This window comes from Mycolicibacterium aurum (assembly GCF_900637195.1).
Lineage (GTDB): Bacteria > Actinomycetota > Actinomycetes > Mycobacteriales > Mycobacteriaceae > Mycobacterium > Mycobacterium aurum.
In genome coordinates, this window is sequence record NZ_LR134356.1 from 2960084 (window position 1) to 2986869 (window position 26786).

27 protein-coding genes are annotated in these 26786 nt (G+C 67.9%); 17 read left to right on the forward strand and 10 right to left on the reverse strand.

Annotation, left to right across the window (positions count from 1 at the left end; genetic code table 11):
• Positions 1 to 15: 15 nt before the first annotated feature.
• On the forward strand, positions 16 to 2250 hold the full coding sequence (gene katG, locus EL337_RS14160) for a catalase/peroxidase HPI (RefSeq protein ID WP_048634533.1): 2235 nt from the start codon (positions 16 to 18) through the stop codon (positions 2248 to 2250).
• Between the two features lie 55 nt (positions 2251 to 2305).
• Here the strand turns inward: katG and EL337_RS14165 are convergent, their stop codons facing one another.
• Positions 2306 to 2995, reverse strand: coding sequence for an Rv0518 family GDSL lipase (locus tag EL337_RS14165; RefSeq protein ID WP_048634534.1), 690 nt, complete (start codon positions 2993 to 2995; stop codon positions 2306 to 2308).
• Positions 2996 to 3053: 58 nt separating this feature from the next.
• Positions 3054 to 4268 (reverse strand): acyltransferase family protein, encoded by a 1215-nt coding sequence (locus EL337_RS14170; RefSeq protein WP_048634535.1) that lies wholly within the window; start codon positions 4266 to 4268, stop codon positions 3054 to 3056.
• A gap of 263 nt (positions 4269 to 4531) precedes the next feature.
• On the opposite strand from EL337_RS14170, the gene EL337_RS14175 reads away from it, so the two are divergent.
• The 6 genes from EL337_RS14175 to yaaA all read left to right on the forward strand — a co-directional run bounded on the left by EL337_RS14175 (position 4532) and on the right by yaaA (position 10517).
• The gene (locus EL337_RS14175) at positions 4532 to 5707 is read left to right on the forward strand and encodes a PP2C family protein-serine/threonine phosphatase (RefSeq protein WP_048634556.1); all 1176 of its coding nucleotides are present in this window, start codon (positions 4532 to 4534) and stop codon (positions 5705 to 5707) included.
• Between the two features lie 77 nt (positions 5708 to 5784).
• Complete coding sequence (locus tag EL337_RS14180) at positions 5785 to 7305, forward strand: sensor histidine kinase (protein ID WP_083443240.1); 1521 nt, start codon at positions 5785 to 5787, stop codon at positions 7303 to 7305.
• Entirely contained in the window at positions 7302 to 7742 is a 441-nt protein-coding gene (locus EL337_RS14185) for a response regulator (protein ID WP_048634537.1), read from the forward strand. The genes EL337_RS14180 and EL337_RS14185 overlap by 4 nt, the downstream gene beginning before the upstream one ends.
• Before the next feature lies 1 nt (position 7743).
• A complete protein-coding gene (locus tag EL337_RS14190; RefSeq protein WP_232786889.1) occupies positions 7744 to 8895 on the forward strand; it encodes an alkaline phosphatase family protein in 1152 nt (383 codons plus the stop codon).
• 268 nt (positions 8896 to 9163) lie between these two features.
• Positions 9164 to 9736: an NlpC/P60 family protein gene (locus tag EL337_RS29190; protein ID WP_126316577.1), complete on the forward strand. Its 573-nt coding sequence runs from the start codon at positions 9164 to 9166 to the stop codon at positions 9734 to 9736.
• 34 nt (positions 9737 to 9770) lie between these two features.
• The gene (gene yaaA / locus EL337_RS14200) at positions 9771 to 10517 is read left to right on the forward strand and encodes a peroxide stress protein YaaA (RefSeq protein ID WP_048630958.1); all 747 of its coding nucleotides are present in this window, start codon (positions 9771 to 9773) and stop codon (positions 10515 to 10517) included.
• 28 nt (positions 10518 to 10545) lie between these two features.
• Here the strand turns inward: yaaA and EL337_RS14205 are convergent, their stop codons facing one another.
• Entirely contained in the window at positions 10546 to 11046 is a 501-nt protein-coding gene (locus tag EL337_RS14205; protein WP_048630959.1) for a hypothetical protein, read from the reverse strand.
• A 146-nt stretch (positions 11047 to 11192) separates the two neighbouring features.
• Between EL337_RS14205 and EL337_RS14210 the strand changes: the two genes are divergently transcribed.
• The 3 genes from EL337_RS14210 (at position 11193) to EL337_RS14220 (ending at position 13960) form a co-directional block, all read left to right on the forward strand.
• Complete coding sequence (locus EL337_RS14210) at positions 11193 to 11414, forward strand: hypothetical protein (RefSeq protein WP_048630960.1); 222 nt, start codon at positions 11193 to 11195, stop codon at positions 11412 to 11414.
• Between the two features lie 77 nt (positions 11415 to 11491).
• Positions 11492 to 12955, forward strand: a complete 1464-nt coding sequence (locus tag EL337_RS14215; protein WP_048630961.1) for an amidase — start codon at positions 11492 to 11494, stop codon at positions 12953 to 12955.
• 87 nt (positions 12956 to 13042) lie between these two features.
• Entirely contained in the window at positions 13043 to 13960 is a 918-nt protein-coding gene (locus EL337_RS14220; RefSeq protein ID WP_048630962.1) for an alpha/beta fold hydrolase, read from the forward strand.
• A 21-nt stretch (positions 13961 to 13981) separates the two neighbouring features.
• On the opposite strand, the gene EL337_RS14225 is transcribed toward EL337_RS14220, so the two are convergent.
• From EL337_RS14225 to EL337_RS14235, 3 genes are all read right to left on the reverse strand, one after another.
• Positions 13982 to 14206, reverse strand: a complete 225-nt coding sequence (locus EL337_RS14225) for a hypothetical protein (protein ID WP_048630963.1) — start codon at positions 14204 to 14206, stop codon at positions 13982 to 13984.
• 65 nt (positions 14207 to 14271) lie between these two features.
• Positions 14272 to 15540: a competence/damage-inducible protein A gene (locus EL337_RS14230; RefSeq protein ID WP_048630964.1), complete on the reverse strand. Its 1269-nt coding sequence runs from the start codon at positions 15538 to 15540 to the stop codon at positions 14272 to 14274.
• 58 nt (positions 15541 to 15598) lie between these two features.
• On the reverse strand, positions 15599 to 16345 hold the full coding sequence (locus tag EL337_RS14235; RefSeq protein WP_048630965.1) for a glucose 1-dehydrogenase: 747 nt from the start codon (positions 16343 to 16345) through the stop codon (positions 15599 to 15601).
• A 79-nt stretch (positions 16346 to 16424) separates the two neighbouring features.
• On the opposite strand from EL337_RS14235, the gene EL337_RS14240 reads away from it, so the two are divergent.
• The gene (locus EL337_RS14240) at positions 16425 to 17501 is read left to right on the forward strand and encodes an NAD(P)H-dependent amine dehydrogenase family protein (protein WP_048630966.1); all 1077 of its coding nucleotides are present in this window, start codon (positions 16425 to 16427) and stop codon (positions 17499 to 17501) included.
• Position 17502: 1 nt separating this feature from the next.
• On the opposite strand, the gene EL337_RS14245 is transcribed toward EL337_RS14240, so the two are convergent.
• Together EL337_RS14245 and EL337_RS14250 are read right to left on the reverse strand one after the other, a co-directional pair.
• The gene (locus tag EL337_RS14245; RefSeq protein ID WP_048630967.1) at positions 17503 to 17949 is read right to left on the reverse strand and encodes an ATP-binding protein; all 447 of its coding nucleotides are present in this window, start codon (positions 17947 to 17949) and stop codon (positions 17503 to 17505) included.
• Positions 17950 to 17994: 45 nt separating this feature from the next.
• The gene (locus EL337_RS14250) at positions 17995 to 18384 is read right to left on the reverse strand and encodes an STAS domain-containing protein (RefSeq protein ID WP_048630968.1); all 390 of its coding nucleotides are present in this window, start codon (positions 18382 to 18384) and stop codon (positions 17995 to 17997) included.
• Positions 18385 to 18617: 233 nt separating this feature from the next.
• On the opposite strand from EL337_RS14250, the gene EL337_RS14255 reads away from it, so the two are divergent.
• From EL337_RS14255 to EL337_RS14270, 4 genes are all read left to right on the forward strand, one after another.
• Positions 18618 to 19382 carry an HAD family hydrolase gene (locus EL337_RS14255; RefSeq protein ID WP_048630969.1) on the forward strand — a complete coding sequence of 255 codons (765 nt, stop codon included), beginning with the start codon at positions 18618 to 18620 and terminating at the stop codon, positions 19380 to 19382.
• A 54-nt stretch (positions 19383 to 19436) separates the two neighbouring features.
• Complete coding sequence (locus tag EL337_RS14260; RefSeq protein ID WP_048630970.1) at positions 19437 to 20570, forward strand: nitronate monooxygenase; 1134 nt, start codon at positions 19437 to 19439, stop codon at positions 20568 to 20570.
• Positions 20571 to 20772: 202 nt separating this feature from the next.
• On the forward strand, positions 20773 to 21366 hold the full coding sequence (locus tag EL337_RS14265; RefSeq protein ID WP_048630971.1) for a TetR/AcrR family transcriptional regulator: 594 nt from the start codon (positions 20773 to 20775) through the stop codon (positions 21364 to 21366).
• Positions 21363 to 23639, forward strand: coding sequence for a molybdopterin-dependent oxidoreductase (locus tag EL337_RS14270; protein WP_048630972.1), 2277 nt, complete (start codon positions 21363 to 21365; stop codon positions 23637 to 23639). The genes EL337_RS14265 and EL337_RS14270 overlap by 4 nt, the downstream gene beginning before the upstream one ends.
• On the opposite strand, the gene EL337_RS14275 is transcribed toward EL337_RS14270, so the two are convergent.
• Positions 23636 to 24136, reverse strand: a complete 501-nt coding sequence (locus EL337_RS14275) for a hypothetical protein (protein ID WP_053086814.1) — start codon at positions 24134 to 24136, stop codon at positions 23636 to 23638. The two genes, EL337_RS14270 and EL337_RS14275, sit on opposite strands and share 4 nt — an antisense overlap.
• Positions 24137 to 24313: 177 nt before the next feature.
• Here EL337_RS14275 and EL337_RS14280 point away from each other — a divergent pair, with 177 nt between their 5' ends.
• Positions 24314 to 25567, forward strand: a complete 1254-nt coding sequence (locus EL337_RS14280; protein ID WP_048630973.1) for a cytochrome P450 — start codon at positions 24314 to 24316, stop codon at positions 25565 to 25567.
• 22 nt (positions 25568 to 25589) lie between these two features.
• On the opposite strand, the gene EL337_RS14285 is transcribed toward EL337_RS14280, so the two are convergent.
• Entirely contained in the window at positions 25590 to 25904 is a 315-nt protein-coding gene (locus EL337_RS14285; protein ID WP_048630974.1) for a hypothetical protein, read from the reverse strand.
• 139 nt (positions 25905 to 26043) lie between these two features.
• Between EL337_RS14285 and EL337_RS14290 the strand changes: the two genes are divergently transcribed.
• Complete coding sequence (locus EL337_RS14290) at positions 26044 to 26781, forward strand: helix-turn-helix domain-containing protein (protein ID WP_232786737.1); 738 nt, start codon at positions 26044 to 26046, stop codon at positions 26779 to 26781.
• The last annotated feature ends 5 nt before the right edge of the window (positions 26782 to 26786 follow it).

Here is a 26786-nt window from a genome sequence, read left to right on the forward strand (position 1 = left end):
CGGAAGGAAGTCGCTGTGCCCGACGATCGCCCCATTGAAGACAGCCCGCCGATTGGAGAGGCCCAGACCGACCAGACCGAAGGTGGTTGCCCCGCAGGGTTCGGTCGCGTCAAGGCACCCGTCGAAGGCGGCGGCAACCGCGACTGGTGGCCCAACCAGCTCAACCTGAAGATCCTGCAGAAGAACCCCGACGTCATCAACCCGCTCGACCCGGGCTTCGACTACGTCGCCGCAGTACAGACCGTCGACGTCGACGCGCTGGCCCGCGACGTCGACGAGATCATGACCACGTCGCAGGAGTGGTGGCCCGCCGACTTCGGCCACTACGGACCGTTCTTCATCCGCATGGCCTGGCACGCCGCAGGCACCTACCGCGTCCAGGACGGCCGCGGTGGCGCCGGCGCCGGAATGCAGCGCTTCGCCCCGCTGAACAGCTGGCCCGACAACGCGAGCCTGGACAAGGCCCGCCGTCTGCTGTGGCCGGTCAAGCAGAAGTACGGCCAGAACCTCTCCTGGGCCGACCTGATCGTCTACGCAGGCAACCGCGCCCTCGAGCACATGGGCTTCTCGACCGCAGGCTTCGCGTTCGGCCGCGAGGACCGCTGGGAACCCGAGGAGGACGTGTACTGGGGCCCCGAGCTGGAATGGCTGGACGACAAGCGCTACACCGGTAAGCGCGATCTGGAGAACCCGCTCGCCGCGGTCCAGATGGGTCTGATCTACGTCAATCCCGAAGGCCCCAACGGTAATCCGGATCCGCTGGCCTCGGCCATCGACATTCGCGACACGTTCGGCCGGATGGCGATGAACGACGTCGAGACGGCCGCGCTGATCGTCGGAGGCCACACGTTCGGCAAGACGCATGGCAACGGCGACGCCGAGCTGGTCGGCCCGGAACCCGAGGCCGCTCCGCTGGAGCTGCAGGGACTCGGCTGGGCGAACCCGCAGGGCACCGGTGTCGGCAAGGATGCGATCACCAGCGGCCTCGAGGTCATCTGGACCCACACTCCGACCAAGTGGGACAACAGCTTCCTGGAGATCCTGTACGGCAACGAGTGGGAGCTGTTCAAGAGCCCGGCGGGCGCCAACCAGTGGCGGCCGAAAGACGGCGGCTGGGCGAACTCGGTGCCGGAGGCGTTCGGCGGCGGCAAGACCCATCCGTCGATGCTGACCTCGGACCTCGCGATGCGGTTCGACCCGATCTACGAGAAGATCACCCGCCGCTGGCTCGACCATCCGCAGGAGCTCGCCCAGGAGTTCGCCAAGGCCTGGTTCAAGCTGCTGCACCGTGACATGGGCCCGGTCGTGCGCTACGTCGGGCCGCTGGTCCCGAAGGAGACCTGGCTGTGGCAGGACCCGGTACCCGCCGGTCCCACCCTCACCGACGCCGACGTCGCCACGCTGAAGAACGCCATCGCCGAGTCGGGACTCTCTGTCTCGCAGCTTGTGTCGACGGCATGGAAGGCTGCGTCGTCGTTCCGCGTCAGCGACAAGCGCGGCGGAGCCAACGGCGGCCGGATCCGCCTGCAGCCGCAGCTCGGCTGGGAGGCCAACGAGCCCGACGAGCTGGCCCAGGTGATCCGCAAGCTCGAGGAGATCCAGCAGTCGTCCGGAATCACGGTCTCCTTCGCGGACCTGGTCGTCCTCGGCGGCGTCGTCGGTGTCGAGAAGGCGGCCAAGGACGCCGGCTTCGACGTCACGGTCCCGTTCACGCCGGGCCGCGGCGACGCCACCCAGGACCAGACCGACGTCGAGTCGTTCTCCTACCTGGAGCCGAAGGCCGACGGATTCCGCAACTACCTCGGCAAGGGCAACGTCCTTCCCGCGGAGTTCTCGCTCGTCGACCGCGCGAACCTGCTGGGCCTGTCCGGACCGGAGCTGACTGTTCTGGTCGGCGGTCTGCGGGTGCTCGGCACCAACTTCGGTGGATCGACGCACGGTGTCTTCACGGACAGGCCGGGTCAGCTGACCAACGACTTCTTCGTGAACCTGCTCGACATGAGCACGAAGTGGGAGCCGTCGTCGGCCGATGACGGCACCTACGTCGGCACCGACCGCGACAGCGGCGCCCAGACGTGGACCGGCACCCGCGTCGACCTCGTCTTCGGCTCCAACTCGCAGCTGCGGGCGTGGGCCGAGGTGTACGCGGAGAGCGGCGCGGAGGAGAAGTTCGTCAGGGACTTCGTCGCGGCGTTCGCCAAGGTGCTCGACGCCGATCGCTACGACGTCGGCAAGGGACTCGACACGTAACAGCCCGAGCGACTGGAAAAGGGGCGCCCGTACACCGGGCGCCCCTTTTTCGCGCTCAGAACGGGTGCAGTCTCGAACTGATCAGCGGGGCGATCTTGGCGGCCATGTAGGCGTGCCCCTCATCGGTCGGATGCACCCCGTCCGCACCGATCAACTCGGGTCGGCCGACGAACCACCGCGCAGCGATCGGGTCAACGAACGTCGCCTTGGCAAGGTCGGCCTGATATCCGAGCACGTCGCGTATCCGCAGTATCTCCGGCGGCGGGTCTGCCGTCGGCCACGCCGGGCCGATCACGAGCAACTCGGCAGACCGCGCAATCCGGCGGGCCAGCTTCAAGGTCCCGTACATCGCCACCGACAGCCGTGTGGGGTCCACCTGCATGTCGTTGCGGGATCCGAAGAACACCACCAGGACGTCGTCGGGCTTGACGGCCCTGACCGTCAGGTCCTCGAACACGCTCCCGCGATTGCCCCGCGTGCAGTAGCCGGCACCACCCTCGGCGGCGATCGTCGGCGTCACCCCGATGCCGTGGTCGGCGAGGGCGTTCCAGACCTGGGGCGCCCATCCCTTGGGGCCGTTGCCGCCCTGATCACTACCGGTGGTGTAGGAGTCGCTGACCACGGCGACCCGGTTCACCGCGAAATCGGTGTGCCGCACCTCGCGCTGCTGGACACCGGGTACGGGCACGAGCACCGAGCTGAAAACCGCCACCAGGGAAAGCACCACTGTCAGAACGCGACTCACTGCATCAGCCTAGAAGCGGTGGTGTCCTCACGCCTCTCGACTCGCCGCGCTGCGATCGTCAACCCGCCCGCGCGGCGACCGATTGCAACCGGGAAGCAGGCGCGTCGACCGCCTGCGCCGAACGCGGACCCTTCGGCTCGATCATGCGCCGCATCCAGCGCCTGGCCGGTTCCTCCACGCCGTGATACAGCGCCGCAGCCAGCACTGTGGCCAGCACGACCAGGCCGAGAACCACGAACTTGGCCCACCAGCTCGGCGTCAGCAGAATCCCGAACTGCAATATCGCCCAGTTCCAGGCCATGTGGACGATCTCGTGCACCATGTACAGGCCGAACGAGATATGGCCGAGATACACCATGACCTGGGTGGACAGCAACGCCGGAAGCGTGCCCGCCCCCACCGACAGCGTGATCACGAACGGAACGAAGAGGACGTCGACGAGGCCGCCGGAGTCGAGCATGTCCCCCGGCGGGTAGGCATCGAGCAGATACAGCCCGCCGATGATGACGACGCCCAGAAGCAGCGACGTCAACCCGGCGGCAGTTCTGGCCCGCTGGGACAGTACGAGCTTGCGTACCGCCGCGCAGGCCAGCGCACCGGCCAGGAACTGCATGACGATGCGCGGCAGCCAACTCCACGGCGTGTAGAAGACGCCGTGGGTCAGTAGGAGCAGCGTCGGGCAGAGAGCAGCGGCAACGGCCAGCCAGATCAGTCCGCGCGCCCTGGTTGCTGCGGCGATCCGGAAGATGATCAGGATCAACCCGCCGAACAGCAGATAGGCCAGCCATTCCGCGCTGATCGACCATGCCGGACCGTTCCAGCTCGAGCCGTCGAAGTAGGGCTGGAACCACAACTGCACCAGCAGAACCTGCTTGAGCCAATTAAGGGCATTCATCGACTCGATGACCGGCGGCGGCAGCGGGAATCGGCCCACGTACAGCGTGAAGATGACGAATGCGGCAGCCAGGTGCATGGTCACCAGGTAGACCGGCCACACGCGCGCCAGGCGCAGCCACAGGAAACGCAGGGTGTCGCGCGCCGACCAGGACTCCCCCATCCGATCGAGGTAATTCCAGGTCAGCACGAAACCACTGAGAATGAAGAACAGGTCGACGCCCTGGGCGCCGGCATTGAGCACCGGCGCCAGTGCGCTGCTGAAGCCCGGAGATGCCTCGGCCAGCAGCGGCCGGAAGTGGAAGAGGACGACCCATACGGCGGCGACGATGCGCAAGCCGGACAGGGCTCTGATCTCTCCGGTACGCACACGACTCATTTCGTCAAAATGTGAAGCGGTGTCATCGGTGACTGTCCCCACGCCTTCTCCGCGGAAAGACGACGTCTGGGGCGGTGCCGCCTCCCCCTCAGGTGGACCGGCGACCGGTCGAAGGTTACCAGCGAGACCGCGGAGACCGCGGCGCGCAACGCCGCGGGGCGCCCTGTCCGGCGGGTGTGACCTGGCCGGGTATCCTCCTGACATTGCCAATCGAAGACGACGGCCCGCGCGAGGCGCGCGCGCCAACGGGGGTGCGGGGGAAGATGCTTGCCCCGAGTAACAGCGAAACGTTGTCACTGCTCCTGGTGGAAGACGATCGTGCCGACGCAATCCTGGTCGAAGAACTGATCGCCGACGCCGGCGTGAACTTCGACGTCGTGTGGGCGGAGTCGATGTCGCGGGCCGAACAACAGATCGCGGTCTCCAGGCCGGACTGCATCCTGCTCGACCTCCATCTTCACGACACCGACGGAATCGACGGCGTCAACCGGATTGCGCAACAGGACGCGACCATCCCCGTCGTGGTGCTGACGGGCCTCAACGACGAGCACGTCGGCGTGTCGGCGGTCTCGGCCGGCGCGCAGGACTACCTGGTCAAGGACAGGGTGGATCCGGAGGTGTTGCGGCGCGCCGTGCTCTACGCGATCGAACGTAAACGCGCGGAGCTGACCGCGGTGGATCTGCATGCCAGCCAGTTGAGGGCGCGGGAGAACGCCCGCCTGGAACGCGGGCTGCTTCCGTCCCCGCTGCTGCTCGACAACCCCGGCGTGGAGATCGTCAGCTCCTACCGGCCGAGCCGGGAGAACGCGCTGCTCGGCGGAGATTTCTACGATTTCGTGCAGATGCCGGACCGGACTGTGCACGTGATGATCGGGGACGTCGCGGGCCACGGGGCGGACGAGGCCGCGCTCGGGGTGGCGCTGCGCATCGCCTGGCGGGCACTGACCTTCGCCGGCCTGCACGGATCGGACCGGATGCGCCAGCTGGAGCGGATCCTGCGCGCCGAACGCGCCGGCAAGGGAATCTTCGCCACCGTGTTGAGCCTGCGCATCCCTCCGGAAGGGTCGATGATCACCGCCGTCCGCGCCGGTCATCCCGGAATGCTGCTGCACGGAGAGGGCTCTGTCGAATGGGTCGAGCCCGCCGGAGGTCCGGCGCTGGGACTGCACGGCAGGGCGTGGGAGTCGCAGTCCATCGAGTTACCTCCCGGGAAGGGACTGGTGCTGCTCACCGACGGGTTGTTCGAGGGACACATCGGCCGGGGCAACGAGCGCCTCGGTGAGGCCGGATTGCTCGACCTGGCCCGCTCGCTGGCCTACCTGTCCGGTCGCGAGTTCGTCGACGCCCTCATCGACGCCGTCGAAGAGCGCGCGCAGTCCCACGGTGGCATCAGCGACGACATCGCCGTGGTGCGTGTGGAACGGATCGGTACGCCGTGACGCGCCCCCACCAGAGGCGTCGTGACCTCGCGGCCCAACTGACGGTGCAGGGCTGGCAATACGTCGTGTTGTCGGTGATGGGCCTGGTTGTGCTCAGTGCCGGCATCGCCGTCGCGGTTCTGTTGAGCCGTACCGACCAGATCACGTCGCAGTTGGTGGAACAGATCGGGCCCTCGCGCGTCGCGGCGTATCAGTTGCAGGCCGCTCTGCGGGATCAGGAGACCGCGGTGCGTGGCTACGTGATCGCCGCGGACCGGCAGTTCCTCATCCCCTACGAGGACGGCCGGGTGGTCGAACAGGAGGTCTCGGCTTCACTCCGGCAACTGGAGCAGAGCAGCCCGCACCTGTTGGACGACCTCGACGCGATCGAACAGGCATCAGCTCTGTGGCGCACCAACTACGCGGAACCGGCGATGAACCAGGTGACGCCGGGTCGCCCTGCGCCCATCTCCCTCGAGCTCACCGAGGTCGGCAAGGCCGAATTCGACCGCCTGCGTGGTCTTTTCACTCGTCAGAACGACAATCTGGTGACCGCGCGCGACGGCGCCGCTGCTGACCTGGACCGGATGCGGACGCTGCGGGACGGCATCCTGACGGGGGTGCTCGCCGCGTTGGCGCTGACGATCGCGGTCTTGGCGTTGCTGCTGCGCCGGGCTCTCGTCCGGCCGCTGGCGGTGCTGGCCGGGGCGTGTCAGCGCATCGCCGAGGGCAACTTCGGTGAACGCATCCAACCGCAGGGCCCGAAGGACATCCGCCGTATCGCCAGCGATGTGGAGAACATGCGCCAGCGTATCGTCGAAGAGCTCGACGCGTCCCGCGCCGCCACCGAATCTCTCGACATCCAGGCCGAGGAATTGCGGCGCTCCAATGCCGAACTGGAGCAGTTCGCCTACGTGGCCTCGCACGACCTTCAGGAACCACTGCGTAAGGTCGCGTCGTTCTGCCAGCTGCTGGAGAAGCGATACGGCGACCAGCTCGATGAGCGCGGCACCGAGTACATCGGCTTCGCGGTCGACGGTGCCAAGCGCATGCAGATCCTGATCAACGATCTCCTCACGTTCTCCCGGGTTGGCCGTCTCAACGCGACCGAGGCCGACATCGACCTCGACACCGCGCTCGACACCGCTCTTGGGAACCTCTCCACCGCCGTGGAGGAGTCCGGCGCGGTGATCGATCGTCCCGCCGGCGGTCTTCCCACCGTCAAGGGTGACCCGACGCTGATGGCGATGCTGTGGCAGAACCTGATCGGCAATGCCGTCAAGTTCCGCCGGGAGGGTTTGACACCGCGCATCGTCATCGAATGCGAGCGCGGAGTCGACGGCGACGACCAGACATGGTCTTTCACGTTGTCGGACAACGGAATCGGAATATCGCCCGAATTCTCCGACAAGGTGTTCGTGATCTTCCAGCGACTGCACGGCCGCGACGTGTACGGCGGGACGGGGATCGGGCTGGCGCTGTGCAAGAAGATCGTCGAGCATCACGGCGGCACGATCTGGATCGACACGTCCTACAGCGGCGGTACCCGCTTCCGATTCACCCTGCCTGTCAATGCGGATGACACGGCGACCACATTGCTGGAAGGATCGACTTCATGACACCGGCTGAACGCGCCATCGACGTCCTGCTCATCGAGGATGACCCGGGGGACGAACTGATCACGCGGGAAGCGTTCGAGCACAACAAAATCAAAAACACCCTTCACGTCGCTCACGACGGCGAGGAAGGTCTGGACTTCCTGTACCAGCGTGGGGCGTATGTCGGCGCGCCGCGGCCGGACCTCGTCCTGCTCGATCTGAACCTGCCAAAGTACGACGGCAGGCAGCTGCTGGAACAGATCAAGTCCGATCCGAACCTGAGCCACATCCCGGTGGTCGTGCTCACCACGTCGTCTGCCGAGGAAGACATCCTGCGCAGCTACAAGCTTCACGCCAACGCCTACGTGACCAAGCCCGTGGATCTGGACCAGTTCATGAACGCGGTCCGCCAGATCGACGAGTTCTTCGTGCAGGTGGTCCGGCTCCCCCAGTTCTGACGTGGATCTGCCGCGCGAGGAGTCCTTGCCCCGGCTCGATCCGTCGGCTGCGCATCTGGCCGATGTGGCACCGTCCATCCTCGCCGCGATGGGCGTGCCCGGGTTCGAGCCGCGGATAGAGCTGCCCCATGACGTCGGCGGAGCGTGCCTGCTGCTGATCGACGGGCTGGGCGCCGAACTGCTGGACGCGCACGCCGACGACGCTCCGGTACTCGCCGGGCTGCGCGGCGCGACCCTGCAGGTGGGTTTCCCGTCGACGACGGCGGCCGGCCTGGCCGCGGTGGGCACCGGGTGCCGCTCGGGCGAACATGGCATGGTCGGGATGTCCTTCCGGCTGCCCGACATCGGCGTGATCAACGCCCTGAGGTGGCGCCCGCATCCCTGGGGTGACGATCTGCGCGAGCGCGCGAAGCCGGAGGTGGTTCAGCCCAGGCCTACGGTCTTCGAGACAGCGGCATCCACCGGTGTAGAGGTCAGCGTGATCTCCGGGGCACAGTTCGCCGGCTCGGGACTGACGCGGGCGGTGCTGCGCGGCGGGGACTACGTCGGGGTACACACGATGGGCGATCTGGCAGCCACCGTCCGCGAGGCTCTCGCCGGGGGCGGATTCTGTTACGGCTATCACGCAGACCTGGACCTCGTCGGCCATCTGCACGGTCCGGGGTCGGACGCGTGGCGTCTGCAGCTGCGGCAGGTCGACAAGCTGGTGGAGTCGATCGTCGAGGGGTTGCCCGGCGCAGGACTGCTCGCCGTGGTGGCCGATCACGGCATGGTGGCTCTGGACGGGGACGTCGTCGACATCGATGCCGTCGAGGCGTTGCACCTGGGTACGGAGGCCATCGGGGGCGAGGTGCGCGCGCGGCACGTCTACACCCGTCCCGGGGCGCTGCCCGACGTGCTGGCGACGTGGCGGGCAACGCTGGGCGAGCGAGCCTGGGTGGTCTCGGGTGAGGAAGCCATCGCAGCGGGATGGTTCGGCGACCGGGTGAGCGACCAGGTCCGACCCCGAATCGGGGACATAGTTGCCGCCGCCCGCGGCTCCTCGGGTCTGCTCCGACGATCCACCGAACCCGTCGAATCTTCGCTGGTGGGCCAGCACGGGTCGCTCACGCCGGCGGAGTTGAAGATTCCGCTCCTGCTGGCCCATCGCTGACGTACGGCTCGTTCCCGTTTCGTAACACGTCGAGCAACTGTGATCGGCACGTATGCGCCGCGACCGCACAGGCACATCGACACGGCCGCTGTCGACGTAAAGTCTTGATCTGCAACATATTTGAGGCAACTGCGACAGTCTTCTCGCCGTATTTCCAATAGGTCGTGCGCGCAACGCTTTTCGTGATCAATTCGAACCCGCTCGACGTAATGTGCCTACCGTCACAGATTTTGGCCGTTTTAGAGACCCTCTGTTAATGTCCGGCGGCATGTTTGCTATCGCTACACTCTTGACGCTTGTCAACCAGGTGTCGGGCACGCCCTACGTGGCCGGTGGTGACTCGCCGTCGGGTACGGACTGTTCCGGCCTGGTGTCCTGGGTGACCAACGCCGCGACCGGCAGGCCGGTCTATGGCGACCGGTTCCACACCGGAAACATCGAGGGCGAGCTGCTCGAGCGCGGCTTTCAGTACGGCACGCAGCCCGGGGCGCTCGTCGTCGGGTGGAACGGCGGGCATACCGCCGTCACCCTGCCGGACGGCACGCCCGTCTCCTCCGGTGAGGGCGGCGGAGTACAGGTCGGCGGTGGTGGGGCCTACCAGGAGCAGTTCACCAACCACATGTTCCTGCCGGTCCCGCCGGAGGTTCCGCCCCCTGGCGACCCGATGCTCGCGCCGCCCCTGAACCAGCTGCCGCCCCCGCCCCCGCCCCCGCCTCCCCCGGCGGGCCCCGTCGCTCTGATGGGACAGGAGGCGCCCCCGGTGCCGGGAGCCCCGCTGCCGCTGCCGCCGGGCGGGCCGGTGCCGCCGCCCCCCGGAGCGCCGCCGCCGCCCGCGCCCTGAGCCGGCCGCCGCGCAGCCGCTAGCCTCTTGTCCCGTGATCGTGCTGCTTCCGCCGTCGGAGACCAAGCGCGCGGGCGGCGACGGGCCGGCCCTGTCGCTGGCGTCGCTGAGTTTCCCCAGCCTGAACGCGACCCGCGACACACTCGTCGACCAGTTGGTCGACCTTGCCGCCGACCGGCCCGCCAGCCGGAAAGCGCTGGCCATCTCGGCGTCCCAGGACGCCGAGATCGACCGCAACGCCGCGCTGCGCAGCGCGCCCACCCTGCCTGCCATCCACCGCTATACGGGGGTGCTCTACGACGCGCTCGACATCGATTCCCTGCGGGGCGCGGCAGCGGCGCGGGCAGAGGCGAGGCTTGCTGTCGTCTCGGCGCTGTTCGGCGTGATCCGGGCTACCGACCGCATTCCCGCCTACCGACTCTCTGCAGGCTCGAAGCTGCCGGGAAGTCCATCCATGGCGGCCCGGTGGAAGCCCGTCCTGGAGCCGGTGCTGGCCGACCTGGCCGAACATGAGCTGGTGGTCGACCTGAGATCCGGGTCCTACGCCGCGCTGGGGAAGGTGCCGGGCGCCGTGTCGGTGGACGTGACCGCCGAACACCCCGACGGGCGTCGTGCCACCGTCAGCCACTTCAACAAGGCGCACAAAGGGCGGCTGGCCCGAGCCTTGGCCAGCACCAGAACCGATCCGGGCGACGCGGCCGCGGTGGCCGCGGTGGCCCGTCGCGCGGACCTGCGGATCGAACGTCGCGGAGACCATCTGACGGTCGTGGTTCCAGCCTGACGACGGCGGGACCTCCCGGGCCGTGCCGTCAGAAGCGCACGATCAGGTCGGTGGTGTAGAACTCCTCCGGAATCTGCGAATAGGCGCCGGGCCGGGTGACCGACACCCACGCGCCCGTGGCGCCCGACATGACCGGTGCACGCACTGTCGTCGCCGCCGCGCCGGCGTTGTCGGTGAACAGGACGCCCCCCGCGACACCCGGATCGCCGGGATTGCAGTTCAGGGACTGCGGTCGCGGTGTCTGGATCAGCCGGACGTCGTACCGCGCGTTCGGTACGCCGGTGGCGAAGCGGAGGTCGACGACCACCTCGCCGCCGTCGATCCTCATTTCCCCGCTGGGCCGGCCGTACCATGCAGCGCCGGTGTACTGGAACTTGCTGAAATCGCACCGCCGAAGCACCTGGGTGAACGGCAACGCCGTCGGTCCCGTCGCGGTGGGTTGGGCGATAGCAGGGCCGGCGCCACCGCCCACCGCAATCGACCCACAGGCGATGGCCAGCGCGGCCGCGGCAAGTGTGATTCGACGCATATCGTGAATTCCCGTCCCTGTCGTGGCACATGACGCACCGGCGATCGACGCCCCCCGCAAGGGTAGTGGCCTCGCCAGGCTCTGCGTGCCGGTTCGTGCGCCTTGGCGTTGACGGACACATCGCGGCGCGGGAGACTTCAGCCCTGATGTCGACGCTGCGGGCCTATCTGCGATTCCAGGCGATGATGTTCGTGTTCGGCATCGTCGGGCCCATCTTCCTCGCCATCTACTTCGCCTCCCAGCCCGATCCGACGCTGCGCTGGATGTACTGGTGGGGGCTGTTCATCACCGCGGCCGACATCCTCATCGCCCTGGCGCTCACCGACTCGGCGACGCCCCGGGACCAGCAACCCCGCCAGGGCGATTGACTGCACGAATCGTGTTGCGGGTCAATGTTTCCGGCTGACGAGTTGCCCGCGGGCGGTGTGGGCACCATGATCGCCCCATGGATACCGCCGCAGCCTTGGAACTGGCGCACGTCGATGCCCTGGGTCAGGCTGCGCTGGCCGCCGCCGCAGAGGTGAGTGCGGTCGAGCTCCTGGAGGCCGCGATCGTGCGACTGGAGGCCGGGCGTGCACTCAACGCGGTGGTCACCGACCTGTTCGACAGGGGTCGGGCCCAGGCCGCGGAGCTCGACGAGTCCGGAGCCTTACGCACTGGGCAGGCGGGTCCGCTGGCCGGAGTCCCGTTCCTGCTCAAGGATCTTGGCGCGTCGCTCGCGGGCGCGCCCGAGGCGATGGGGTCGCGGGCCCTGCGCTCACATGTCGCCGACGAGACGGCATGGATCGTCGAGCGCTACCTCGCCGCAGGCCTGGTGATCTTCGGCAAGACCAACACCCCGGAGTGGGGCAACCACTGCACCACCGAGCCGTCGCTGTTCGGCGCCACCGCCAATCCGTGGTCGGCGGCGGCCACCCCGGGCGGGTCGAGCGGCGGTTCGGCGGCGGCCGTCGCGGCGGGAATCGTTCCCGCAGCCTCGGGCGGTGACGGCACCGGCTCCATCCGGGTGCCCGCGGCGTGTTGCGGTCTCGTCGGCCTCAAACCGCGCCGCGGCCGCACCTCATTCGCCCCAGGTGCAGGCCATGGGCTCGAGGGCCTGGTCAACGAACACGCGCTCACCCGCACCGTTCGCGACAGCGCCGCGCTGCTCGACGCAGTGACCGGAACCGGTGTCGGTGACCCGTACTCCGCACCCACACCTGCCCTGCCATTCCTGGAATCCCTCACCAGAGAGGTCCCTCCGCAACGGATCATGATCGCCACCGGGTCCCCGTTCCCGGGCCCCGCCACCGATCCCGCTGTGGTGGGCGCCGTCGAACGCGCCGGAGCCGTTCTTCAGGAGCTGGGGCATTCGGTCGAGCCCGGCGCCCCGACGATCGACGCGGACGCTGTCGCCGACGCCATCGCGGTGCTGCACACCGTCAGCAACGTGGCGCTGCACCAGCTCGCGTGTGAGGTCCTGGGCAGGCCGCCGCGTGAGGACGAATTCGAGCCGAGCACCTGGGTGATGGTGCGAGAAGGCTTCACGACGACAGGCGTCGAGTACGCCGACGCCATCGCCGCCGTCCACGCGCAGACCCGCCGATTCGCCGCTGCGCTCCGCAACCACGACGTCCTGCTGGTGCCCACCCTGGTGACGGCACCCCCGCCGTACGGTCTGCTCGATCAACCGCGTGGAACTACCAGAGCCTTCTTCGACGTCGAGTTCGCCACCACCGGATGGACCTCGCTGGCGAATGTCACCGGCTGGGCCGCGATGTCGCTGCCGCTCGGTGTCACCGACGAAGGACTCCCCATCGGGGTTCAGCTGATGGCACCTGACGAGGCCACCCTGCTGGCGTTGGCCGCCCAGCTGGAGACGGCGCTGCCGTGGGCCGATCGCCGCCCACCGCAGTGGGTGGGCGGCTGAGGCGGGCGCCGGCCGCACCGCCGTCGCCGACCACGTACTTCGCCGGAGCGAATCAGCGGCCGACCCGTGCGTGGGACACTTTCGCGCATGGCTGTCGACATCGCGCGTCCTAAGCTCGAAGGCAACGTCTTCGTCGGAACTGAGCGCAAGCTCGGGTTCGCCGAGTTCGGCGACCCGCAGGGCCGCGCGATCTTCTGGTTGCACGGGACCCCGGGTGCCCGCCGCCAGATTCCCGTCGAGGCCCGGGTGTTCGCGGAGACGAACGGGATCCGGCTGATCGGCGTCGACCGTCCCGGCATCGGCTCGTCCACCCCGTACGAATACGACAAGGTCATCGACTTCGCCGACGACCTGCGCACCGTCGCCGACACGCTCGGCATCGACAAGATGGAGATCATCGGGCTCTCCGGTGGCGGCCCGTACACGCTGGGCTGCGCGGCCGCGATGCCCGATCGCGTGGTCGCGGTCGGTGTACTCGGCGGCGTCGCGCCGACGCGGGGATCCGACGGCATCGGTGGCGGCGTCATGGGCCGGGTCGGCCTACCGGTGGCACCAGTGCTCGAACACGTCGGCGGCTCGCTCAGCATCGTCGCAGCCGGTCTCATCCGGCTGATCAAGCCGGTCGCCGAGCCTGCCCTGTACCTGTACGCGAGCATCTCCCCGGAGGGCGATCGGCGGCTGCTGGTCCGCCCCGAGTTCAAGGCCATGTTTCTCGACGACCTGCTCAACGGCAGCCGTAAACAGCTGGCCGCCCCGTTCGCCGATGTGGTGGTGTTCGCCCGCGACTGGGGTTTCCGGCTCGACGAGGTCAAGGTGCCGGTCCGCTGGTGGCACGGCGACTGCGACCACATCGTGCCGTTCGCACACGGCAAGCACGTCGTAGGGCTGCTCCCCGATGCCGAGTTCTATCCGCTACCCGGGGAGAGCCACCTGGGCGGCCTCGGCGAAGCCGAGGCGATCATGCAGGCGATGAGCGAACTGTGGGAAGCCGCCGAGGAGCGCTGACCACATGAGCAGAGCGGGCGCTTAGCGCTTGAGCCAGCCCCGCACGGTCGGCAGGTCCTTGCTGTACGTCTGCAGCAGGTCGTCGTGGTAGAGCGTGCCGCCGCTGATCGCGGTGTCGCCGTGCCACACGATGTGAATCCGGACGATGCCCTTGTCGAAGTAGTCGCTGCGATCGGCGGTCCGGTGATTCCATCCGGCCGCCTCGGCGATCGCCGAGACTTCCTGTCGCTCGTCGGTGTCAACCATCGGTGCTTCTCCAAGTGCGCGTCGGTGCTGTTGAGCTGATGTGCTGTCGCGTTGTCGGGACCACCCTAGCCGCCCCCGGCCAGCGCCCTCCGGAGCAGATGCATCGCGACCGTGGTCGAGCGCTCGCGGACGTCCGACCGGTTGCCGGGCAACAGGGTGGTCCGGGTGACGACGGTCCCGTCGGCCAGCGCCACCGAGAAACACACCGTGCCGACCGGCTTGTCCGGCGTCCCGCCGCCCGGGCCGGCGATGCCCGTGATCGCCACCGCGGTGTCGGCGCCGAACCGCTGCAGTGCCCCTGCGGCCATCGCCTCGGCCACCGGCTCCGAGACCGCACCGTGGCTGTCGATCAGAGCGGGGTCGACGCCGAGAATCTCGGACTTGGCCTCGTTCGAATACACCACCGCGCCCCCGACGACGTAGGCCGACGAGCCGGGCCGTTCGGTGAGACGCGCCGCCACCAGTCCGGCGGTGCAGGATTCGGCCGTCGCGATACTGCGGCCCGCAAGCAGTTCGGTGACCTGATCGTCGACCAGAGCGCCGTCCTCGGAGAACAGTTCACGGGGATGCCGGTCGCGTAGCACGCCCAGCAGCCCGTCGTAGGCGGACGCGTCCTGCGGTTCGAACCGGGTGACGATCTCGAGCTCCCCGCGGCGCAGACAGGTGGTGATCTCCAGCCGGTCGAAGCCGGCGACAGCGCGTTCCGCGTCACGCAGCGTATCGGCCAGCCCGGATTCGGGCAGCCCGAACATCCGGACTGTCTCCTGCTGATAGCGGGTGCGGCCCGCAATCGCTGCCTGCACCTGCTCGGTGGCCACTGCCGCCTCCCACATCGGCTGCAGTTCCCTCGGCGGACCGGGCAGCACCACGACGGTCGGCGTTCCCGGGACCACGACACCGGGGGCCGTGCCCACCGGGTCGAGGATCACCGCGCCGGCGGGAACAAGTGCCTGCTTGCGGTTGGCTGCCAGGACCGCGTCGGTGTCCACGCCGGGATACCGCGCCATCATGCCCGTGACGATGTCCCCGATCTTGGCTTCCAGACCCGGGTCGAGGACCACCTCGCGTTCGCAGAATCGCGACACGATCTCGACCGTCATGTCGTCGGCCGTCGGGCCGAGACCGCCGCTGGTGATGATGAGGTCGACACCCTGGGCGGCAAGGAACCGCAGTTGCGCCTCGATGTCGGCGGGGCGGTCGCCGCAGAGGGTGATGTGGCCCAGCTCGACACCCAACTCCAGCAGCCGGTCGGCGAGCCAGGGACCATTACGGTCCTGCACGCGTCCGGTGAGGACCTCGGTCCCCGTCACCACGATTCCAGCCCGTGCGCTCACGAGGAAAGACCTTACGCACCGGCGTCGGCGGGCCGCCGGTCGCCGCCGCGGGCGAGATCTACTTGTGTGGCACGTCGTTGACGAGGCCGCCGTCCATGACGAACTCGGCGCCGGTGGCGTATCGCGACTCGTCGCTGGCCAGGAACACGACGAACGTCGCCACTTCCTCGGGCTGTCCCGGCCTGCCCAGCGGGATCCGCAGCATGTTGTCCGGGAAGTGCTTGGTCATGGGCGTCCGGATGAAGCCGGGGTGCACCGAGTTGACGCGGATGTTGAACTGGCCGAGTTCGAGCGCCGCCGACTTGGTGAGCCCGCGCACCGCCCATTTGGACGCCACATACGGGTGCACCATGATGGCGCCGCGGAGGCCCTCGATCGACGAGATGTTGATGATCGATCCGCCGCCATCGGTCTTCATGGCCTCGACCGAAGCCTGCATACCGAGGAACGTGCCCGTCAGGTTGACGTCGATCACTCTCTGCCACTTGGCCATGTCGAACTGGCCGATCTGGCCGAGGGCCACGGTTCCGGCGTTGTTGACGAGCACGTTGAGCCTGCCGAACTCGCTGACCGCGGTGGCCACGGCGGCGTCCCACTGGTCGGCCTGGGTGACGTCGAGATGGACGTAACGAATGGAGTCCGGTGTGGTGGCGTTGATCTCGGCTGCGAGAGCTTCGCCCTTCTCATCGAGAATGTCGCCGATGACGACCTTGGCTCCTTCGGCGATCAGCGCCCGCGCATCCTCGGCGCCCATGCCCTGCGCGCCGCCGCTGATGAGTGCCACTTTTCCGTCCACGCGTCCCATGACGCGTCAGGTTACCTCACGGGTAGACACAAATTAGAACCTGTTCCAATTTGCGCCCCGAGCCCGCATACTGCTCGCCATGGCAATTCGTGTGGCGCTCCTCGGAACCGGAAATTGCGGCAGTCTGGCGTTGCGCCAGCTCATCGAGGACGCCCGCTTCGACCTCGCCGGGGTGTGGGTGTCGTCGGAGGCCAAATTCGGCAAGGACGCCGGCGAGCTCGCCCATCTCGACGTATCGACGGGCGTGACCGCGACCAACGACCTGGACGCGATCATCGCAGCGAAGCCCGACTGTGCGGTGTACTGCGCCATGGGCGACGTCCGGCCCCGGGAGGCGCTGGCCGACGTACGCGCCTTGCTCGAGGCAGGCATCGACGTCGTCGGGTCGTCCCCGGGATTTCTGGCTTACCCGTGGGGCGTGATCGGTGACAGAACCATCGAACGGGTGGAAACAGCTGCCCGCGAGGGGAATGCCAGCCTGTTCATCACCGGCGTCGACCCCGGCTTCGTCACCGACCTGCTGCCGCTCGCGCTGGCGAGTACCTGCCAGAACGTCAGCCAGATCCGCACCATGGAGATCGCCGACTACGCCACCTATGACGGCGCGACCGTGATGTTCGACGTCATGGGTTTCGGTAACGAGATCGGCGACCTGCCGTTCCTGTACCAACCCGGCATGCTCAGTTCGGCGTGGGGCGTCGGGATCCGCCAACTCGCGGCCGGCCTCGGTATCACCGTCGACGAGATCCGGGATTCGGTCGAGCAGGAACCCGCCCCGGAGGATTTCGACGTCGCCGTCGGGACGATCAAGAAGGGGACCGTCGCGGCCGTGCGCTTCCTGATCGAGGGCATGGTGGACGGAAGGCCCGCCATCGTGGTCGAGCACATCACCCGCTTACGCGGCGATCTGCGTCCCGACTGGGCCCAGCCCGCCCAGGAAGGCGGCTCGTATCGGGTGGAGATCACCGGCGAGCCGTCCTACGTCATGGACATCTGCCCCACCAGCCGCAACGGCGACCACAACTACGCGGCCATCCTGGCCGCGGCCGGGCGGATCGTCAACGCGATCCCCGACGTCGTCGACGCCGCACCGGGCATCCGGACGACGCTCGATCTTCCGTTGGCGACCGGCAGAGGCACCTACCGACCGGCCTGACTCAGCGCCGGTTGATGCCGCGCCATTCCAGGCGCACCGTGGTGCCGCTCTGCGACGGCTCGATCGCCGCATCGTCTGAGAGGGTCTCCATCAGCGGAATGCCCCGCCCTCGGGTGCGGGGCGCGGGTTCGACCTGACGCTGACGCCACGTCCCGCGGTCGGATATGCACGCGCTGAGAGTGTGGGCATCGGCGTCGTAGATCACCTGGATGTCGATGGTCCCGGGTTGGTCGGCCAGCAGGTAGGCGAATTCGGCGGAGTTCGCCAGCGCTTCGTTGATCGCGAGGACGACGTCACTGCAGCGCACCTCGTCGATGGCGAAGACTTTCTTCAGCCACTCGCTGAAGTCTTGGCGCACCCGGGCGACCGCAGCCGCGTTCGCGTCGAAGCCGAATCGCTCGAAGCGTTCGTCGTTGGCTACCTCAGACGGAGGCATGGAATCGATCATGGCAGTCGGTGGCTACCCTTCAGCGCACGTTCCTAAGCGGGTTTCCTATGTGTCGCGCGCCGCAAGGGCTTCGTCGAGGTTGGGATACATCGCGACGATGTCTGCGATGCCGACCAGCTTGAGGGGGCGGCTCGTTGCGGGACCGTCCGCCACGACGCTGATCGCGACCTCGGGGCCGGCCTTGTCGTGGGCGGCGACCAGGACTCCCATCCCAGCCGACGCGAGGAACTCCACGTCGGTGAAATCGATGACCACACCCGCGGGCTTCTGCTCCAGCGCCGTGTCGATCGCGGTCTCCAGCTGGGGCGAGGTGATCATGTCGACGACACCGGCCACTGCGACGACGGCGGTCCGGTCGACCCACCGCTGCGTGACGACACAGGTCGAGGAGGACGCTCCTCCAGAACTCGTGCCTTCAGCTGCTTGCTCGTCCAAGGTTCACCTTCCATGTCAGGCCGCTCATCGCATACTGCGGGAGCACAGATCAGTGCCACTCGCGCAGGCTGCATCCTGAACCCGGCAAGACCAAACTACCGTGGTCGGCTGCTGCGACCAGGCCACAGAGTAGACCAGTCGCGCTGGGCACGCCCGTAGCATGGCTGTCGGCACTTCGTGCCTGCCCCGTGACAAGTCGAACGGCGGGTGCCCGCGGACGTGAGGAGCGCAGTGTGACCGCCGACGCCGCGACCCCGGTCAACCCCCTCGCGGAGATCGAGGCCAGCCCGCCGGGACCCGCCACCGGCGTGTTCTTCGACCTGGACGGGACACTCGTCGACGGATTCACCGCCACTGCCCACGCCGGGGACCGCATCCGTCGCCGACAGGCCCGCATCGGCGAGGTCACCGGTGTCATCGAGGCCGCGATGCGCTACAAGTTCGGCCGGGTGAACTTCACGAAACTCCTCGAGCGCGCGGCCGGTTACCTGCGCGGGGAAACCCTGGCCGAGCTCGACGTCGTGGGCGCGCGACTCTTCACCGAGCGCGTGCAGTCCCGGGTGTTCCCGGCGATGCGCGAGATCGTGCTGGCCCATCAGCGCCGCGGGCACACCGTCGTCCTGAGCTCGTCGGCGCTGACGATCCACGCCGAACCCGTGGCCCGTTACCTGGAGATCGGCCACGTCCTGTGCAACCACTTCGAAGTGGACGACGACGACCGGCTCACCGGCCGGATCACCAGGCCGGTGATCTGGGGCAAACGAAAGGCTGCCGCGGTGCAGGAGTTCTGCGCAGAACGCGGCATCGACCTCGCGGGCAGCTATTTCTACGCCGACGGAAACGAGGACATCGCGCTGATGTCCCTCGTCGGGAATCCCCGGCCGGTGAACCCGCGACGTGAGCTCGCCGCGATGGCCGTCGAGCTGGGGTGGCCGGTGCTGCGGGTGACTGCACCCGGAAAGGGTTCCTCGGCCGGGCTCCGTGGTGTACTAAAGTAGAACACGTTTCAGTTTTGAATCTTGTCTTACCTATGGCCATACCAGGAGCGGACTATGCACACTCCCCTGTGCGACCAACTCGGCATCGAGTTCCCCATCTTCGCGTTCACCCATTGCCGCGACGTCGTCGTCGCCGTGAGCAAGGCTGGCGGTTTCGGCGTGCTCGGTGCAGTCGGGTTCACGCCTGAGCAGCTGGAGATCGAGCTGAACTGGATCGACGAGAACATCGGCGATCACCCCTACGGCGTCGACATCGTGATCCCTAACAAGTACGAAGGCATGGATGCCGTCGACATGGATCCCGAGGTCCTCAAGAAGACGCTCAACGATCTCGTGCCGCAGGAGCACATCGACTTCGCCAAGAAGATCCTCTCCGACCACGGTGTGCCGGTCGACCACAGCGACGACGACGCGCTGCAGCTGCTCGGCTGGACCGAAGCGACGGCGACGCCGCAGGTCGAGGTGGCACTGCAGCACCCGAAGGTCACGATGATCGCCAACGCGCTTGGCACCCCGCCGGCCGACATGATCAAGCACATCCACGACGCCGGCCGCGTGGTGGCGGCGCTGTGCGGTTCGCCCTACCAGGCGCGCAAGCACGCCGACGCCGGTGTCGACATCATCATCGCCCAGGGCGGCGAGGCGGGTGGGCACTGCGGCGACGTGGGCTCGATCGTGTTGTGGCCGCAGGTGGTCAAGGAGGTCGCGCCGGTGCCGGTGCTGGCCGCCGGCGGCATCGGCAGCGGTCAGCAGATCGCCGCCGCACTGGCACTGGGCGCCCAGGGCGCCTGGACCGGATCCCAGTGGGTCATGGTCGAGGAATCCGAGCACACCCCGGTCCAGCATGCCGCCTACGCCAAGGCCACCAGTCGCGACACCGTCCGTAGCCGTTCGTTCACCGGCAAGCCCGCGCGCATGCTGAAGAACGACTGGACCGAGGCGTGGGAGAGCCCGGACACCCCGAATCCGCTCGGAATGCCGTTGCAGTACATGGTGTCCGGCATGGCGGTCGCGGCGACGCACAAGTTCCCGAACGAGTCCGTCGACGTCGCGTTCAATCCCGTCGGTCAGGTAGTCGGCCAGTTCACCAAGGTCGAGAAGACCTCGACGGTGATCCAGCGCTGGGTGCAGGAGTATCTGGAAGCGACCAGCACGCTCAACGAACTCAACGAAGCCGCCAGCGTCTAGCCAGTGATTTCGGTGTAGTTGGTCAGCCTGGCGTTGACCAACTACACCGAAACGCGAGGTGCGCTCCAGCACCTCGACCTGTAACCGCCGGCCCCCACGCATTCCTCGCAAGTCGATCCCACCGTCGCTATCACACCGAGCTCGTGTTCCGCTCGGCCCTTGGATTATGTAGAGTTGCATACATAGCCGGAAGGAGCCCGCGGTGACGAGTCCTCGTGAGCGGATGGTGGTGTCGGCCGCCCTGTTGATCCGGGAGCGCGGCGCGCATCCGACGGCCATCGCCGACGTGCTGGAACACAGCGGCGCGCCTCGCGGATCGGCCTACCACTACTTTCCCGGCGGGCGGACTCAACTTCTCTGCGAAGCCGTCGACTACGCGGCGGAGTTCATGGCCGCGCAGCTCGCGCAGGCCCAGTCCAGCGTGGACGCACTCGACCGGCTGTTCGACAGCTACCGGAAGCAGTTGCAGCGCAGCGAGTTTCGCGCTGGCTGTCCGGTGGTCGCGGTCGCCGTCGAGTCGGGTGTCCCGGAGAAGCCGGACAACCCGGTGACCGAGCGGGCCGCGGCGGCATTCGCCCGCTGGCGCGAGGTCATCGGGCAGCGGCTACGCGCCGACGGCATTGCGGCCAAGGATGCCGACGCTCTGGCGATGCTCGTGCTCACCTCGTTCGAAGGGGCGATCGTCGTCGCGCGGGCGGCCCGGGATGTCGAACCACTCGACCTCGTCCACACCCAGCTGCGCTCGCTGATCGCTGCGCAGATCCGGCCCACCTCACGGAAGCGAGCGACGCGATGACCGAACCGACCGCAGACTGGCAGGCCAGCGCGTGCATTCTCTGCGAGTGCAACTGCGGCATCGTCGTTCAGGTGCAGGACCGCCGCCTCGCCCGGATCCGGGGCGACAAACAGCATCCCGCGTCCCGCGGCTACACATGCAACAAAGCGCTGCGCCTCGACCACTATCAGAACAGCCGTAACCGGCTCACCTCGCCGATGCGTCGCCGTCCCGACGGGACCTACGAGGAGATCGACTGGGACACCGCGATCGCCGAGATCGCCGCGGGCCTGCAGGCGATCGCCACAACGCACGGCGGTGACAAGATCATGTACTACGGCGGGGGCGGCCAGGGAAATCACCTCGGCGGCGCGTACAGCGGGGCGGTCCTCAAGGCGCTCGGTTCCCACCACCGGTCCAACGCGCTGGCCCAGGAGAAGACCGGCGAGCACTGGGTCGACGCGCATTTCTACGGCGGTCACACCCGGGGGGAGTTCGAGCACGCCGAGGTGTCGGTGTTCGTCGGCAAGAATCCCTGGATGTCGCAGAGCTTTCCGCGCGCCCGCGTGGTGCTCAACGAGATCTCCAAGGACCCGGCCCGGTCGATGGTCGTCATCGATCCCGTCGTCACCGACACCGCCAAGATGGCCGACTTCCACCTCCGGGTGCGCCCCGGCACCGATGCCTGGTGTCTCGCCGCGCTGGCCGGGGTTCTGGTGCAGGAAAAGCTATGCGACGAAGACTTTCTCGCGCAGCACGTCAACGGCGTCGACGCGGTGCGGGAGGTGCTGGCCGAGGTACCTGTCGGTGAGTACGCCCGGCGATGCGGCGTCGACGAAGACCTCGTCCGGGCGGTCGCGCGCCGGATCGGCACAGCGGGAAGCGTCGCGGTGTTCGAGGACCTGGGCGTTCAGCAGTCCCCCAACAGCACGTTGTGCTCCTACCTCAACAAGATGCTCTGGATCCTCACCGGCAACTTCGGCAAACGCGGTGCCCAGCATCTCCATTCGTCGTTCGCGCCGCTGTTCCGCCCGGGCGGCGTCGGCCGCACTCCGGTGACCGGTGCGCCGATCATCGGCGGTTTGATGCCGAGCAATGTGGTGCCCGAGGAGATCCTCACCGACCATCCCGACAGATTCCGGGCCCTGATCGTGGAGAGCAGCAACCCGGCCCACTCGGTCGCCGACTCCGGTGCCGTGGCCAGGGCCTTCGCCGAACTCGAGTTGCTCGTCGTCATCGACGTCGCGATGACGGAGACCGCCAGGCTGGCCCACTACGTGCTGCCGGCCGCCAGCCAGTTCGAGAAGGTGGAAGCGACGTTCTTCAACCTGGAGTTCCCGCACAACACCTTCCATCTTCGGCACCGGCTGATGGAGCCGCTGCCGGGGACGTTGCCCGAACCCGAGATCTGGGCACGTCTGATGCGTGCGCTCGGCGTGGTCGACGACGCCGAACTGACGCCGTTGCGGCGCGCCGCGGCGCAGGGTCTGCCCGCGTTCACCGAAGCGTTCCTGGCCGCGGTCGGCGCGAACCCCGGGCTCGGCAAGGTGCTGCCGTTCGTGTTGTACGAGACGCTCGGTCCGTCGCTGCCGGAGGGACTCTCCGGCGCGGCGGCGCTGTGGGGGCTGGCGCAGAAGGCGGCCATGACCTATCCGGAGGCGGTGCGCCGCGCAGGACATGCGGACGGCAACGCGTTGTTCGAGGCGATCCTCACCGAACGCTCAGGCGTGACCTTCACCGTCCACGAGTACGAGGATGATTTCGCGTTGATCGCCCACCCGGACCGCAGGATCGCCCTGGAGATGCCGGAGATGCTCGCCGACATCCGCGCCCTCGTCGATACACCGGCCGGCCGCACCGACGCCGAGTTCCCAATCGTGCTGTCGGCCGGCGAACGTCGCGCGTTCACCGCCAACGACATCATCCGGGATCCGTCGTGGCGTACGCGCGACACGGACGGCGCGCTCCGGGTGAGCGTCGAGGACGCGGCGTCTCTCGGTCTCGTGGACGGCGGTCGCGCCAGGATCACGACGGCGGCGGGCAGCGCCGAGGCGACCGTGGAGGTCACAGCCGCCATGCTGCCCGGGCATGCTGCGCTACCCAACGGCTATGGTCTCGACTTCGCCGACGCCGACGGTGGCGCCGAGGTGCCCGGCGTGGCGCCCAACGCGCTGACGTCGAGCACATGGCGCGATGCCTACGCCGGAACGCCATGGCACAAGCACGTGCCCGCGCGGATCGAGAAAGTGGTCGAGAAGGCCGAGGCCGCCGGCCGCGTCCCCGCGATGAGCTAGGGAACGACCGGCGGTGCCAACGGTGCGGGCGCCGGCGCGGGCGGGCCGGTGGGCTCTCCGCCGGCCGGGGAAGCACTCATCGGACGCTGGGTCAGCAACAGCAGCGCGTTGCTGCCGCTGACCTCCTGGGTCTGCATCGCGTGCCACAGATCCCGCAGATACCCGAGCCGGGACTGCGACGTCGGCGTGACCGCGGTGCCGGGAGGCGGGTTGTCCGGGCTCAACAGGTGTGGAACGCCCTCGGCGACGGGATCCGCGGCCAGCGGGGCGGCGGCGGGATCAGCGGCGGGCGCGAGCGGCACGGCGGCGGGCGCGGGCAGCGGCGCGGCGGGCACCGTCATCGGCATCGGCATCGGCGCCGTCATCGGCATTGGCGCCGGATCAGGAATCGGCGGTGCGGCGGGATCGGCGAGAGCGGACGGGGCGGTGGCGACCAGCGCCGCGAATGCAGCCGCTCCGATGATGGACGCAGTCCCTGCGCGGAAACCGAACTTCACGTTGCACCCTTCCGGTCGCTGATCTCACTACAGAATGCATCAGCTTTCGGCCCGGTTTCGTTACAACGGCGGACTGACGCCGGCGGAGATTTCCTGTTCTTCGCCGAACTCGTCTCGCCGAAGCGGTCGCGTGGTGTAGCAATGCGTTACGCCCACTTGACGCTTAGGAGCCAACGTATGGCGACTCCCATTCTCCCGCCCGGATTCGACTTCACCGATCCCGACCTGAACTGCGAACGCCTGCCGATCGAGGAGCTCGCCGAGTTACGCCGCAGCCAGCCCATCTGGTGGAACGAACAACCCATCGGCGACGGTGGATTCGACGACGGCGGTTACTGGGTGGTCACCAAACACCGGGATGTCAAGGAGATCTCCAAGCGCAGTGACGTCTTCTCCAGCCAGGAGAAGACCGCGCTCCCCCGCTATCCCGCCGGGTCCACCGGGGAGCAGATCGAGACGGGAAGTCTCGTGCTGCTCAACATGGACGCCCCGCGCCACACGCATCTGCGCAAGATCATCTCCAGGGGCTTCACCCCCCGCGCCGTCGAACGACTGCGTGCGGACCTGGCCGAGCGTGCGCAGAACATCGCGAAGACCGCGGCGTCCGAGGCTGCGGGTGACTTCGTGGAGCAGGTGTCGTGCGAGCTGCCGCTGCAGGCCATCGCCGGCCTGATCGGCGTGCCCCTGGAGGACCGCAAAAAGCTGTTCGACTGGTCCAACCAGATGGTCAGCGACGACGACCCCGAGTACACCCACTACGACAACCGCAACGCGGCAACCGAACTCATCATGTACGCCATGGAGTTGGCGGCCATCCGTGCCGAGAACCCCGGCGAGGACATCGTCACCAAGCTCATCGAGGCCGACGTGGACGGGCACAAGCTCTCTGACGACGAATTCGGGTTTTTCATGGTGCTGCTCGCGGTCGCGGGCAACGAGACCACGCGCAATTCGATCACCCACGGGATGATCGCGTTCACCGAGCATCCCGACCAATGGGAGCTCTACAAGCGCGAACGGCCCGTGACCGCGGTCGACGAGATCGTCCGTTGGGCGACGCCGGTGACGTCGTTCCAGCGGACGGCACTGACCGATTTCGAGCTGTCCGGTGTCCCCATCAAGAAGGGCCAGCGCGTCGTCATGTCCTATCGGTCGGCGAACTTCGACGAAGAGGTCTTCGACGACCCGCACGCGTTCAACATCCTGCGTGACCCGAACCCGCATGTCGGCTTCGGCGGTACCGGTGCGCACTACTGCATCGGTGCCAATCTCGCCCGGATGACGATCGACCTGATGTTCAACGCGATCGCCGACCACATGCCCGACCTGACCTCCGTCTCCACCCCCGAACGGCTCCGGTCGGGATGGCTGAACGGGATCAAGCACTGGCAGGTGGACTACACCGGGCAGGGCTGCCCCGTCGCGCACTAGCGACGGCCGCCCCGTCGGCCGTTCAGGCAGCCACGCGCGGGTAGTCGATGATCGAGCGCCAGTAGTCCTCCGGGATGTCGGCGCCGGTGCGCAGGACGATCGCGAGCCCGGTGGCCATCGCGACGCCGAGCAGGCCGAGCCACAGTCCGGCGACCGCGATGAAGATCCACAGCGCCGTCGTGAGCTCCGGCCACGGGGATACCAGCACCAGGACCGGCGCGAAGAAGAAACCGGTACCGATGTACCAGGATGACCCCGCCCTGTCGCACTTCAGCACGAGCCGCAGCCACCGGGGAATCGCGGGCTCCGCCGGTGGTCGTGCAGACCTCGATGTCATCGCCGCACCTCTCTGGTTGTCGTACTTCCAGCGTGTTCCCGACAGGTAGGCGCCGCAATTACCTCGGAGGTAGTGGCCCGGCCCGCGCGCAGTGGCCAGACTGAGGGCTGTGACGGCAGCGAACAGTCGGTTCGGGGAGATGATGCGCGGTTGGCGGCAACGGAGGCGGCTCAGCCAGCTCGAGCTCGCGCTGGCGGCCGACGTGTCGGCGCGGCACGTCAGCTTCATCGAGACGGGACGGTCCTGCCCCAGCCGGGCGATGGTGCTGCGGCTGGCGTCAGTGCTCGAGGTACCGCATCGGGAGCAGAACCGGCTTCTGGTCGCGGCCGGTCTCGCGCCGGCCTACGCCGAGCGCTCACTCGATGCATCCGAGATGGCGACGGTGCGGGCGGGCATTCAGACGGTGCTCGACGCCTACGACCCGTTCCCGTGCGTGCTGGTGAACCGGGGCTGGTGGATTCTGCACGCCAACTCCGGCGCGGCACTGCTGCTCGACGGCGTCGCGCCACATCTGCTCGAACGGCCGAACGCACTTCGCATCGCGCTGCATCCCGACGGGCTCGCCCCACGCATCGGCAACCTCGCGCAGTGGCGCACACACCTCGTGGAACGGCTCCGGCGTGAGGTCGCCTCGGCAGGTTCGCCCGAATTGACGGAACTGCTCACCGAGATCGAGTGCTATCCAGGCGGTTTCGAGGAATCCTCAGACCTGGGTGGCATTGCCGTGCCCCTCGAGCTGGAAACAACAGACGGCCGCAGTCTGCGATTCCTGAGCATGGTGACCACATTCGGCACGGCCCTCGATCTGACCGCCGCCGAGCTCAGCATCGAGGCGTTTCTGCCCGCCGACGACTCCACGGCCGCCGCGTTGCGCTGAGCCAC